The 12,760-nt window shown below is 41.0% G+C and carries 16 protein-coding genes and 1 pseudogene; all 17 read left to right on the top strand.

Features of this window, described 5'->3' with window-relative positions; genetic code table 11:
* The first annotated feature begins 7 nt into the window (after positions 1–7).
* The 17 genes and pseudogenes from AMD27_RS09640 (at position 8) to AMD27_RS09560 (ending at position 12,613) form a co-directional block, all read left to right on the top strand.
* Positions 8–988 carry a DNA polymerase III subunit delta' gene (locus AMD27_RS09640; RefSeq protein WP_150115806.1) on the top strand — a complete coding sequence of 327 codons (981 nt, stop codon included), beginning with the start codon at positions 8–10 and terminating at the stop codon, positions 986–988.
* Between the two features lie 21 nt (positions 989–1,009).
* Positions 1,010–1,354, top strand: a complete 345-nt coding sequence (locus tag AMD27_RS09635; protein ID WP_067659611.1) for a PilZ domain-containing protein — start codon at positions 1,010–1,012, stop codon at positions 1,352–1,354.
* 31 nt (positions 1,355–1,385) lie between these two features.
* The gene (locus AMD27_RS09630) at positions 1,386–2,162 is read left to right on the top strand and encodes a TatD family hydrolase (protein ID WP_067659608.1); all 777 of its coding nucleotides are present in this window, start codon (positions 1,386–1,388) and stop codon (positions 2,160–2,162) included.
* Between the two features lie 44 nt (positions 2,163–2,206).
* Complete coding sequence (locus tag AMD27_RS09625; protein WP_067659605.1) at positions 2,207–2,821, top strand: TetR/AcrR family transcriptional regulator; 615 nt, start codon at positions 2,207–2,209, stop codon at positions 2,819–2,821.
* Between the two features lie 6 nt (positions 2,822–2,827).
* On the top strand, positions 2,828–3,430 hold the full coding sequence (locus AMD27_RS09620) for a pilus assembly FimT family protein (protein ID WP_067659602.1): 603 nt from the start codon (positions 2,828–2,830) through the stop codon (positions 3,428–3,430).
* Positions 3,431–3,575: 145 nt separating this feature from the next.
* Positions 3,576–3,950: pseudogene (gene gspI / locus AMD27_RS09615) on the top strand (type II secretion system minor pseudopilin GspI); the annotation flags it as partial.
* Positions 3,947–4,588, top strand: coding sequence for a type II secretion system minor pseudopilin GspJ (gspJ, locus tag AMD27_RS09610; RefSeq protein ID WP_067659599.1), 642 nt, complete (start codon positions 3,947–3,949; stop codon positions 4,586–4,588). The pseudogene gspI and the gene gspJ, both read left to right, overlap by 4 nt.
* Positions 4,589–4,645: 57 nt before the next feature.
* Positions 4,646–5,593: a type II secretion system minor pseudopilin GspK gene (gene gspK / locus AMD27_RS09605; protein ID WP_067659595.1), complete on the top strand. Its 948-nt coding sequence runs from the start codon at positions 4,646–4,648 to the stop codon at positions 5,591–5,593.
* 180 nt (positions 5,594–5,773) lie between these two features.
* Complete coding sequence (locus AMD27_RS09600; protein ID WP_067659592.1) at positions 5,774–6,370, top strand: 6-pyruvoyl trahydropterin synthase family protein; 597 nt, start codon at positions 5,774–5,776, stop codon at positions 6,368–6,370.
* A gap of 39 nt (positions 6,371–6,409) precedes the next feature.
* Positions 6,410–7,123 carry a uracil-DNA glycosylase gene (gene ung / locus AMD27_RS09595; RefSeq protein ID WP_067659589.1) on the top strand — a complete coding sequence of 238 codons (714 nt, stop codon included), beginning with the start codon at positions 6,410–6,412 and terminating at the stop codon, positions 7,121–7,123.
* Positions 7,120–8,247 carry an enoyl-CoA hydratase/isomerase family protein gene (locus AMD27_RS09590; RefSeq protein WP_067659586.1) on the top strand — a complete coding sequence of 376 codons (1,128 nt, stop codon included), beginning with the start codon at positions 7,120–7,122 and terminating at the stop codon, positions 8,245–8,247. The genes ung and AMD27_RS09590 overlap by 4 nt, the downstream gene beginning before the upstream one ends.
* Positions 8,248–8,775 carry a tRNA adenosine(34) deaminase TadA gene (gene tadA / locus AMD27_RS09585; RefSeq protein ID WP_067659583.1) on the top strand — a complete coding sequence of 176 codons (528 nt, stop codon included), beginning with the start codon at positions 8,248–8,250 and terminating at the stop codon, positions 8,773–8,775. It begins immediately after the preceding gene.
* Between the two features lie 70 nt (positions 8,776–8,845).
* A complete protein-coding gene (locus tag AMD27_RS09580) occupies positions 8,846–9,280 on the top strand; it encodes an SRPBCC family protein (protein WP_067659579.1) in 435 nt (144 codons plus the stop codon).
* A gap of 12 nt (positions 9,281–9,292) precedes the next feature.
* A complete protein-coding gene (gene cmk / locus AMD27_RS09575; RefSeq protein WP_067659576.1) occupies positions 9,293–9,982 on the top strand; it encodes a (d)CMP kinase in 690 nt (229 codons plus the stop codon).
* A gap of 106 nt (positions 9,983–10,088) precedes the next feature.
* Complete coding sequence (gene rpsA / locus AMD27_RS09570; protein ID WP_067659573.1) at positions 10,089–11,765, top strand: 30S ribosomal protein S1; 1,677 nt, start codon at positions 10,089–10,091, stop codon at positions 11,763–11,765.
* 159 nt (positions 11,766–11,924) lie between these two features.
* Positions 11,925–12,230 carry an integration host factor subunit beta gene (locus tag AMD27_RS09565; protein WP_067659570.1) on the top strand — a complete coding sequence of 102 codons (306 nt, stop codon included), beginning with the start codon at positions 11,925–11,927 and terminating at the stop codon, positions 12,228–12,230.
* Positions 12,231–12,247: 17 nt separating this feature from the next.
* A complete protein-coding gene (locus AMD27_RS09560; protein WP_067659567.1) occupies positions 12,248–12,613 on the top strand; it encodes a lipopolysaccharide assembly protein LapA domain-containing protein in 366 nt (121 codons plus the stop codon).
* The last annotated feature ends 147 nt before the right edge of the window (positions 12,614–12,760 follow it).

Below are 12,760 nucleotides of genomic sequence, written 5' to 3'. Positions count from 1 at the left end.
ACGCATGATGGATGCTGAAAATTCACAGGTTTATCCGTGGCAAGAACAGGTCTGGCAAAACTTAACCCAGCGCTTTCCCAATATGGGGCATGGGTTATTGTTCTACGGCAAAAAAGGCTGTGGTAAGCATGCCTTTGCGCAGCATTTTATCGCGTGGATTTTATGTTTAAATAAACAGCCAAACTCGGCTTGTGGTGAATGTAGCAGTTGTCTTTGGTTAAAGTCCGATACGCATCCCAATTATGTGCATATCAGTACTGATGAAGACAACAAAAAGCAAAATGCCAAAATTAAAATTGAAAAAATTCGTGATCTACAACCCTTTGTTCAGCAAACGGTAGAGGGTTGGCGGGTCATTGTAATTGAACCAGCTGAAGCTTTAAATATGGCTTCTGCCAATGCATTATTAAAAACCTTAGAAGAGCCGGGCGATCGGGTGGTGATTATTTTGCTGGCAGATCATTATTTGAAATTGCCTGCAACCATTCGCAGTCGCATGCAACATTTTGCTTTAGATCGGGTCTCTCATGCTCAGGCGCAGGTGTTTTTAGAACAGAAATTAGCGCCTGCCTTGCATGCGCAAATTCCACTGCTGATGGGACTTGCCAATGACATGCCTTTACAAGTGATGCAATTGTCACAAGCGGAGTGGCTCAAGCGTCGTGCTGATTTCTTACTAGATTGGCAGAAACTGGTCATGCAAAAAAGTATGCCTATGCAATATGCGAGTAAGTGGAATAAAGAGCTAAATTTTGCAGATTTGATGACCTTATTTGAATACTTGTTGTCTGATATTATTTGTGTCAAGCTGAATCAGAACGTTAAAAATAGTGATTTGGATTTTAGTACTATTTCGACCCAATATAGTTTAGAGCAGCTCTTTGCACTTTATACTGACATACAAGAATTTAAACAATTGATTGAACAAAACGTACAAAGTAATTTAGCGGTTGATCAGCTATTTATAAAATTAATGAATGTATCTTAATCTCAGAACAAGGGGAAAATAATGCAACCACCTCGTATGGGCGGATTATTACAAGTCAATATTGCAGACCGTGTAACCTTGCAAGCCAGTTATATGCCTTTTGTACAAGGTGGCGGCCTATTTGTACCATCAAAGCAAGCGGTGAAAATGGGCGAAGACGTGTTTGTATTGGCAACCTTACCCAATCAGTCTCAAAAAATTCCGCTCACTGGCAAAGTCATTTGGTTATCCCATAAACAGGTCGCTAATAAGCCACAAGGCTTTGCAATAAAGCTCAGTGGTGAAAAAGGCATCTATTACAAAATGGAAGCAGAAAAATTACTCGCAGGGAGTATGTCTGCAGACCATCCTAGTTTTACAATGTAGTTCACGAATTTTATAAACTGTAGGTGTTGCTGTGTTTGTTGATACACACTGTCATTTAACCCTGTTAAATCTAGATCCCTATAACGGCGATCTAGATGCTGCAATTTTGCAAGCCCATGAAGCGGGTGTATCTAAAATGATGGGCATTTCAGTCGATCTGGATGATCATATTGCCTTATCTGAAATTGCAGTACGTCATCCAAGTGTAGGCTATAGCGTAGGGGTACATCCGTGTGAAGACCCGGTCATGATGCAGCGCGCTTCAGTTGAAACCTTGGTTAAACTGGCTCAGTTTGAAAAAGTTTGGGCGATTGGTGAGACAGGACTGGATTATTTTCATAGCACCGAATTTGTCGCTGAACAAAAAGACTGTTTTGCACGACATATTCAAGCGTCGCAGATTGTAAAAAAACCAGTGGTGGTGCATACACGTTCGTCTAAATCAGACACCATTGACATTATTCGTGCTGAAAAATCAACGCATGGTATTTTGCATTGTTTCACCGAAGACTGGGAAACCGCCAAAGCAGTGCTTGATTGTGGCTATTACATCTCATTTTCAGGCATTGTATCGTTTAAAAATGCGCAAGATTTACGTGATGTGGCCAAGCAAATACCGCTTGATCGCTTGCTCATTGAAACAGATAGTCCTTATCTTGCGCCTATGCCCTATAGAGGAAAGTCTAATGAACCAAAGTACGTTCCCTATGTAGCCAAAGCCTTAAGTGATGTATATGATAAGTCACTCGAAGAGATTGCATTCATCACTACCCAAAATTTTGAAAATCTTCTTCGAATGCAAGCATAACGTTTCAACGGTTAGAATAAAAGAAGAGAGCTTATAGAGTGAAGATGGATCGTCAGGCTCAGTTTAGAGCGAGAGAAGCATTAATATTTCAGGTAGCTGAACAACTTCTTCTAGAAAATGGTGAGTCAGGAATGACTTTGGATGCTCTTGCCGCTGAATTGGATTTGGCCAAGGGTACGCTCTATAAACATTTTCAAAGTAAAGATGAGCTGTATATGTTGCTCATTATTCGTAATGAGCGCATGCTGCTAGAAATGGTGCGTGACACTGAAAAAGGATTTCCAGAACACTTGGCATTTTTTATGTTGCATCACTTGCATCATCCTGAGCGTACTGTGCTTTTTCATCAAATTGAAGAACGTCTTTCGACCACAGGGCAAGGCATTAATCATTTGTTTAGCGAGATGTATCAGATCCGTAAAAGTCGTTTAAGAATTATTATTCGCATGACAGAAAACCATCTTGAAGCCATTCAAAGTGCCATGTCTTCACGTGATTATTTGGCATCCATCTGGTCGGTGACACATGGTGGTGCTGCTATTCTTAATTCTAGTTTTTATCAGCGTTATTTGGGATGTCGCGACACGCTCCGTGTCACCTTGATTGATCAGGCGTTAATGTTGCCGAAGCAGTCAATGGCTACAGATTCTAGGGCTTAATTTCCAATGACAACACAATCATCGCATCAGCAAATGGGTTTTACGCTCATCGAGCTTATGGTGGTGATTGTGATCATCAGTATTATGGCCTCTCTGGTGGTCATGAACCTGAGTGGCACAGATCAACGTAAAGCGATGCAGGCGCGCGAAATTTTGATGTTGGATTTACAGCGTATCAATCGCGAAGCCAATGATCAATCCCGCATTTATGCCCTGAGCACTCAACCTGCAACGGATGTCCAGCCTTTTCGATATGGTCTACTAGAGTATCGAAATGCCAATATGTCTAATCAACACGCTTTAAATAACACCAATCAAAATGGGTTCAATCGCTCGGCTGCCCAATCAACTCAAAATGAAACTTGGGCTGAAGTCAAAGATCAGCCGATGAAAGAATTACCACATGGCGTTTCATTTTCAATTCAAGCTGAAGAGCATGAGTTTAAAAATGCCAATAATTCAGATTTGATCAGCGCCGAAGCGCCCAAACTCATTTGGTTAGGCAATGGCGAAGTCAAACCGGTTACTATTCAAATGTATTTTGAACAAAAGTCTGTTGGCGATTTAATTCAGGTGGATTATTTGGGGAAGGTGATCGATGAAAGCTAGATATTTAACAAAAAATTCATCAAATTGCTCCTCAACTAATGCTTATGGGCTTTTGACACTATCCAGCAGTGCTGTAATCGTTAATTCGAAACAAAGTTTCTCATCTTGCACTCGGGCAAAACAATGTTTTGCTCATCCTCGTTCAGGGTTTACCTTAATTGAAGTCGTGGTGGCTTTGGCGATTTTCGCAGTGGCGGCGATGGCACTAACCAAAGTGGCGATGCAATATACCCAATCGACCGCACACTCCATTCTACGCACCAAAGCACAGTTTGTGGCGCAAAATGAAATTGCGCAAATGCAAATCAATAATGAATGGTTAGAGGGCACACAGTCCAAACAAATCACAGCACAAGGTGAAACTTGGCAGATTGATAAACGTTCGGAATCGACCATCAGCCCGAATGTCCAGAAAGTTGAAGTGCAGGTGAGTCTTTATAATAACGCGCTAGGCAAAGTTGAATCTGGTGTGAATCATACTGTGTTTTATAATTATCCTGTGAAAGACAAACAATTATGAGGCTTCAGATCGCGCGAAAACATCTTGGCTTTACCTTGGTCGAGTTACTGGTTGCCATTGCCATTTTTGCGGTGCTGTCTGCTTTGGGCTGGAAAGTGTTTGATTATTTAATCAAAGTTAAAGATCGTAATGCCACGCATGAACAGAATCTTGGACAGCTTCAAGACGCCTATTTGCAAATCCAGCGTGATGCTTTACAGATTGTACCCATCACGGCCAATGTTGCAGGCGAGATTCAACCGGCATTGGTCTTAAACAATCAGAATCTAAGTTTTAGCAAGGCGGGCGTAACAGACCCTTTAAAGCAAGGCTTATCGCCGTTTGAGCGCATTGAATACCAATATAATCAGCAAGAGAAGAAAATTTACCGTTTAAAGTATCCACAATTAAATATGAATGCTTCGGCACAGCCCTTATCAAGCGTACTGCTCTCCGATGTGGAGCAATATCAAATTCAAGTCTTAAATCCCAATGAGCTGACGCAGTGGCCTGAAGATTCGATGAGTCAAGAAGATGCTAAAACTGCGCAGTTATTGCCGAAAGGTTTTAAAGTGAAATTTATGCTGCGTGATGTGGAGTATGAATGGATACTGACAGTGTTGAATACTGATTTTCTAAAAGATCAAAAAGATGAATAACTTTAAAATTATTTATAGCAAGTCTGTTTTATCTATCTTTAGAGTGTGGGTGTTGAGATGAAGCATCAGCGCGGTATTGCCCTTATTACCATTTTAATGATGGTGGCGCTTGCAACCATTATTGCGGCGACCATTGCTAAACGCCAAGCCAATACCAATGAAAATACGGCGTATCTTATGCGGCAAAATCAATCTTTGTTTTACGCCCAAAGTGCAGAGTCCTTTTTTTCAGACGTCTTGGTTCAAGATGCTGAGTCCAATTCAAGCGCAGACTATTTACAAGAGGTTTGGGCAAAGCCCATGCCTGGTTTTCCTATAGACGGTGGAATGGTGTCTGGGCAAATCATAGATGAATCGGGTAAGTTTAATTTAAACACCTTGACCAATGCCGAGGGTGCACCGAATCCTGAAGCACAAGCATACTTCGAGCGCTTGCTAAAACGCGTGGGTCTAACACCTGAACTGAGTCAAGCGGTGATTGATTGGCAAGATCCGGATGACTTGACGGTAGGTGCCATGGGCGCTGAAAGTAATCATTACAGTGGTTTGCCTCAAGGTTATAGGGCTGCAAATGCTCTATTTCATAGTTCAGAAGAGCTTAAACAAGTTCGGGGTTTTGAAAGGGCGAACTATGACCTGATTGCGCCTTATGTAACGGCAATTCCAAGCCATAGTACTAAAATCAATATCAATACTGCACCTGCTTTGGTGCTAGCAGCCATAGACGATCAACTTGATCCAAATGCTATTCAAACGATGTTAGAGATGAAAAATGCCAATATGGAATATTTTTCAAATCTCAATGAACTGTGGGAGATTTCTCCCTTTGATCAGATTGATGCCAAGAGCAAAACCACAACAGCGAATCTGCTTGATGTGAAGTCAACGTTTTTTAAAGCTGAGATTGAAGTGATGCTTTCAGATCGAAAGCGTCAATTTAGTAGCTATCTGATGCGTGAAGATAAACAGGTGTATATTTATTCAAGAAGTTTGGCGCCATTTTAAGTCTATCGATTACGTTGTATCGAAGACATATTCATTTACAGATTGAACAAAGCCTTTAACAGCAGGTCAATACCGCATTAATCCCTTTTAGCTATGGACAATAACGTTAAAATTTATGATCCGTTTGGCGTATTTGATCTATAATCAAAGTCCTTAACGTTTTGTTGATTGCTGTGGCATATGTTAATCCGTAAGTTATTTAAATTTGAAAATGCACATATTGTGCGTAATTGCACCTCCGATCGCTGTAAGCGGTCTATTCATGGTCATAGCTATAAAGTCGAGTTATTGTTAAAAGCGTCGAAACTTGATCATGGACAAATGGTGTATGATTTTGGTTTGCTTAAAGGGGTGATTAAAGATCTTTATGATAGCTTTGATCATGCCATTTGCTTTTGGCAAGAAGACAATTCAGAATATATTCAAGCGTGTAAGACGTTTAGCGCAAGATGGGTATCTTTACCTGTATCACCATCAGCTGAACAGTTCTCTCGCATCTTCTTCTATTTGGCACAGCAAGTTTTAAAATCAACTGTGACCCAAAATGGCGAAGGCGATGTTGAAGTTTATTCGGTCATCGTGCATGAAACTGATACGGGTTATGCACAAAGTTTTGCTGAAGATATTAATAATGCCCAAATGGGTTTATTGGCTTTGGATCAAATCATATTTTCAGAACAAATTGAGTCTGAATGGACAGATCCAAGCATGTATCAACATTTAAAATCAGGCTTGGCATTTGAAAACCCAGTCGTTGATTTACAAGTGAATGTATAATTTTTTTAATATGAGTGTTTAATTTAGGATGAATAAGCAATGCAGTTGACCGAACACGACATGACGAAGTTAAATCAGGTTCGGTTAGAAGAGGGCTGGAAAAATAGTTTGACTGAATTTTTGCTCAGTGCACGTATGGATCAACTGCGCGCATTTTTAAAAGCTGAGATTCAGGCAGATAAAGTGATTTATCCACCTAGCTCGCTTATATTCAGTGCATTGAACACCACACCTTTAAGTCAAGTCAAAGCGGTGATTATTGGTCAAGATCCTTATCATGGACCGAATCAAGCACATGGTTTAAGCTTTTCAGTGCAAAAGGGGCTTGCATTGCCTCCATCTTTACGTAATATCTTTCACGAGTTGAATTCGGATTTGGGCATAGCACCGGCTAAACACGGTAACTTGACCCAATGGGCTGAAGAAGGTGTATTGCTTCTAAACAGTGTACTCACTGTAGAAGCGGGTCAGCCGACATCGCATCAAAAACAAGGTTGGGAAGATTTCACCGATGCGGTGATTGATATACTGAATCAAGAGCGTGAGCATATTGTGTTTATTCTTTGGGGTGCATACGCACAACGCAAGGGACAACGCATAGATCAAGAAAGACATTTGGTGCTTAAAGCAGCGCATCCGTCTCCGTTGGCGGCGAACCGGGGTGGCTTTTTTGGTTGTAAGGCGTTTTCAAAAACGAATAATTATCTTAAACAAAATGGCATTGAGCCAATTAAGTGGCAGCTGGAAGCATGACTATTTCTCCTGATATACATCAGTATCACCCAGACTTGATCGTTGAAGAGGCGAATAATGGCTGGCGTGTGATTCGTTTAAACCGTCCAAAATCTTTACACGCACTGGATGAGTCGATTGTGACTGCACTTTTGCAAGTCTTTCAAGATTTTCATCAAGATGACGCGGTAAAAGCAATTTGGTTGGATTCAACTACACCTAAAGCGTTTTGTGCGGGTGGGGACGTTCGTAAGTTACGCCAATTGGTGATTAATAACGAGGCAGATGCTGCCAATAAATTCTTTGAGCAAGAGTATGCTTTAGATTTACTGCTACATAACTATGCGAAACCGATTGTCGTTTGGGGCGAAGGTTATGTTATGGGCGGTGGTTTAGGTTTGTTCATGGCTGCACCATTTCGTCTGGTGACGCCTTATTCACGTTTGGCTATGCCTGAAGTGAATATTGGTCTATATCCGGATGTAGGTGCAAGTCGCTTCTTAGCAGACCGTGGACCGGTAGGCTTATTTACAGGCTTGACCGGTTCAATCATGACTGCGGCAGGTGCTTATGGTATTGGTTGGGCAACGCATATTTGTGATACTCAGCGTGACGTGGTTCTGCAAAAGCTTGTTTCAATCGATTGGGATCATTACCCCGCGGGTGATTTCCGTGCGTTAGATGACACGTTAAACAGTCTACACCGTCCAGTATCGCCAGGACCTTTGCAAATCTCTTTGGATGTGATTCATAGTGTATGTCGCGGTGCTCACTTTGAAGCTGATTATGAAGCGATCATTGGTTTAAGTGATGCGCGAAGTGATTGGCTTCGTCAAGCCAGTGAAAACCTCGAAAAAGGTTCGCCAAGTACCGCAGCCATTACTTGGTTACTGTGGCAATGGGGACGTCAAGTTCATTCATGGCAAGAAGTTTTTGATCTTGAGACTCAAATTTCAGATTGGAAAATTCGTCATCCAGATTTTGTTGAAGGGGTGCGTGCACGTTTAGTCGATAAAGACTTGTCTCCTGAATGGGCGGCAACCGAATCGATGAGTCTAAAAGCAATCTTGGGTTCAAACCCGCCTATCACCAATATTGAAAGTTGGAATGCATTACTTAAACATCACGGTATTATTGAAGCTTAAATGACGGTTGTACAAAGTAAGAATGATGAACAGTGGATGCAGCTTGCCTATGCGCAGGCTGCATTGGCCGCTGATATTGGGGAAATTCCAGTCGGAGCGGTCATTGTCAGTCAAGGACAAGTGATTGGGCAGGGGTTTAATAGCCCGATTAGTCAACAAGACCCAACCGCACATGCTGAACTGGTGGCAATACGTCAGGCTTGTCTCAATATTCAAAATTATCGCTTGCCTGAAGATGCAACGCTATATGTGACTTTAGAGCCATGTACGATGTGTGTAGGTGCATTGATTCATTCCAGAATCCAGCGCGTGGTTTTCGCGGCAACTGAACCCAAAGCTGGTTCACTGGTCAGTGCCCGCCAACTGCTCAATAACAATGGTTATTACAACCATGTGTTTGAGTTTTCAGCAGGCTGTATGCAAGAACAATGTTCACAGCAATTGTCTGATTTTTTCAGGATGCGCCGAGAGCAAAAGAAGCAGCTTCGGTTACAACAAAAAAAACAAAATCAGCCACAGAATGAATGATGATTATGGCAAAATAACTGACAAGGATAATTGTCAAATTTTAAAAATCGTTTCATAAAAAGGAAAAACAATGAACTCAATCCAAGTTAAACAAGAATTTAATGCGCCGCTCGAAACTGTTTTTGAGCTTTTATCAAAACACGCCACCTATAATCAGGTCTTCGCGCCGGTTCAGGTTGAACGAATTAAAGATGCCGCAGATCCACAGCGTCCTGATGGTGTCGGTTCAGTACGTAAAATGGGTATTGGTCCGATTAAACCACTTCAAGAGCAAATTACGCTTTTGGATGTCAATGAACGTATTGAATATCAGATTATTAAAAATCCATTGATTAAGCATCATTTAGGTATGATTGAATTTAAAGCTATTGATGCAAATAAAACCTTAGTTACTTACACGATTGAATTGCAGGCAAGAGCGCCATTTGTGAGTAAATTAATACTTGCACAGCTTAAACTTGCGATTACACTGGGTTTCAAGAAGTTGGCAAAAACGCTAGTTTAAATTGGACATGCAATGACAATTCATATCATTACGATAGATGGGCCGAGTGGTTCAGGCAAAGGCACACTTGCTGCAAAACTTGCGCAGCATTATCAATATCATCTATTAGATTCGGGCGCAATTTATCGTTTATTGGGATTGTCTTTACATCAAAAAGATTTGATTGATTCTCTTGATCAAATATTGATTTTGGAGCAGTGCGTAGAGATTGCGACACATTTAGACATCAAATTTATCAGTGATGTAAAAGGTACTCAAATCTACCTTGATGATATTGATGTCACTGAAACCATCCGCACTGAACGTGTGGGTGAATTTGCATCAAAAGTTGCAGCGATTCCTGCACTTAGGGTAGCACTTTTTGAGCGCCAACGTATTTTCGCACAAGTACCAGGTTTGGTTGCAGATGGTCGAGATATGGCAACGACTGTGTTTCCTGAGGCACAAGCCAAGATATATTTGACTGCTTCTGCTGAATCTCGTGCTGAACGACGTGTAAAGCAGTTGCAGGGTATGGGGCTAGATGTTAAAATAAGCGACATTTTATCTAATATCCAAGCACGTGATAAGCGTGATATGGAGAGAACTGTGGCGCCCCTTAAGCCGGCAGAGGATGCATTCATTATCGATAGCTCAAATTTGAGTATTGAAAATGTCTTTACTCTGATGACCGATTATATTGACGCGCAGTTGGGTAAATAACTTATTATCAGTGGAAGCATAGCTTGATCAGTTTATACGGACTATGTGGATACTTAATTAAACCGGCCTTGTCTGATCCAAGACCGCTGACTTTTCTAGGTATATCATGACCGAATCTTTTGCAGCCCTCTTTGAAGCAAGTGAATTAAACCTCAACGTTGAAAAGGGTGCAGTCATCCAAGGTATCGTTGTTAGCATCGATTCTGACTGGGTAACTGTAGATACTGGCCTTAAATCTGAAGGCGTAGTTTCTCGCTCTGAATTCTTAAACGAACAACGTGAACTTGAAGTTCAAGTTGGCGACACTGTTGACGTTGTTGTTGAAGCGCTTGACAACGGTATGGGCCAAACAGTTCTTTCTCGCGAAAAAGCGAAACGTGCTGAAACTTGGACTAAACTTGAAAAAATCTTTGAAGACGGCGAAATCGTTACCGGTATTATCTCTGGTAAGGTTAAAGGCGGTTTCACTGTAGACATCGGTCCAGTACGTGCGTTCCTTCCAGGTTCTTTGGTTGACACTCGTCCTATCCGTGACACGACTCACCTTGAAGGTAAAGAGTTAGAGTTTAAAGTAATCAAACTTGATGCTAAACGTAACAACGTTGTTGTATCTCGTCGTGCAGTTATGGAAGCTGAATCTTCAGCTGACCGTGAAGCATTACTTTCTCAACTTGAAGAAGGTCAAACAGTTACAGGTACGATCAAAAATCTTACTGATTACGGCGCATTCGTTGACCTTGGTGGTATTGACGGTCTTCTACATATCACAGATATGGCTTGGAAACGCATCAAACACCCTTCAGAAGTTGTTGAAGTGGGTCAAGAAGTTACTGTTAAAGTACTTAAATTTGACAAAGAGCGTAACCGTGTTTCTCTAGGTCTTAAGCAACTTGGTGAAGATCCATGGTTAGCGATCATGAACCGTTACCCTAAAGGTTCAATCGTTAAAGCTCGCGTAACTAACTTAACTGACTACGGCTGTTTCGCAGAAATCGCTGAAGGCGTTGAAGGTTTAGTACACGTTTCAGAAATGGATCACACGAACAAAAACATCCACCCATCTAAAGTTGTTCAGATTGGTGACGAAGTTGATGTTATGGTTCTTGAAGTTGATGAAGAACGTCGTCGTATTTCTTTGGGCATCAAACAAACTCGCGCTAATCCGTGGGAAGAGTTTGCTAAAGACCATGACAAAGGCGAAAAAGTTTCTGGTACGATTAAATCGATCACTGACTTTGGTATCTTCATTGGTCTACCAGGTGGTATCGACGGTCTAGTTCACTTGTCTGATATTTCTTGGAATGAACAAGGCGAAGAAGCAATTCGTCGTTACAAGAAAGGTGACACTGTAGAAGCTGTTATCTTGTCTGTTGACGCTGAAGGCAACCGTATCAGCCTTGGTATCAAACAAATGAACAACGATCCATTCAATGACTTCTTGGCAACGAACGAACGTGGTGCATTGGTTAAAGGTACTGTAACTGCTGTTGACGCTAAAGGCGCAACAATCAAGTTAGCTGATGAAGTTGAAGCATCGCTTAAAGCTTCTGAAATCAACCGTGATCGCGTTGAAGATGCAACTAAATTCTTGGAAGTTGGTCAAGAAGTAGAAGCGAAAATCATCAACGTTGACCGTAAGTCACGTGCAATCAACTTGTCAATCAAAGCGAAAGACGAAGCTGAAGAAAAAGAAGCAGTTGCTAACTTAAAAGTAACAGCAACAACTTCTGAAAATGGTCCTAAGACGATTGGTGACTTAATTAAAGCTCAAATGGGCAACTAAGTCTGTGCGAACTGTATTGTTAATGTAATTTAACTAATACTTTTTACACAAATACTGTAAACGGTAGCGTAGTATTAACTTATTGCGCTACCGTTTTGTATTTAAACAGGTTATTATCAGCCTATCTACCAAGTAGCTTGATAATTAAAGAGGTCGCAGATGACTACTGAAGCACTTAATAAGTCTGACTTAATAGAGCGCATTTCTGTTAAAAATCCACATTTAGCTGAGCCATTAGTTGAAGAAGCTGTTAAAATTATGATCGATCAAATGATTGCATCATTATCTTCGGATAACCGCATTGAAATTCGCGGCTTTGGCAGTTTTGCGTTACATCACCGTGATCCACGTGTTGGTCGTAACCCAAAAACAGGTAAGTCAGTAGAAGTAGCTGCTAAAGCAGTTCCTCACTTTAAGCCTGGTAAAGCGCTACGTGATGCAGTAAACGAAACTGCAAACAAATAAAATAATATGGGGTGTTTATGCGTTACGTACTAGTCGCATTATTAATTGTACTTTTTGGCTATTCTCTAGCATTGGTACTTCAAAATGGTACTGAACTAACAGTCGATTTGCTTTTTACTCAAGTTCCAGCCATGCGTTTAGGGTTATTGCTCTTACTTACGTTAGTGTTGGGTGTAGTATTAGGTCTATTGTTGGGCGTTCAAATTTTCCGTGTTTTCCAAAATAGTTGGGAAATTAAACGTTTACGTAAAGACATTGAGCATCTCCGTAAGGAACAAATTCAAAATGCTCAACTGGCTGCTGCTGAAGCTGCTGCAAGTGTGAGACATGAAAAAACAGTTTTAGATATTCAAACGGAAGATAAAACTACACATCCTTTATAAAGATCTGTACTTCCTAAAGCTCTTCACTGCTATGCAGTTGAGGAGCTTTTTTTATTAAAAATTAGATTTTACAAAAAATGAGTTATAAAAACAGAACTTAAGTTATAACGGGACTTTGCAGCGAGTGTCAAAGATCTCTATAATTAC

The sequence above is a fragment of the Acinetobacter sp. TGL-Y2 genome, from assembly GCF_001612555.1.
Classification (GTDB): domain Bacteria; phylum Pseudomonadota; class Gammaproteobacteria; order Pseudomonadales; family Moraxellaceae; genus Acinetobacter.
The sequence above is the reverse complement of the archived record's forward strand: the minus strand, read 5'-3'. Positions and strand labels throughout refer to the sequence as shown.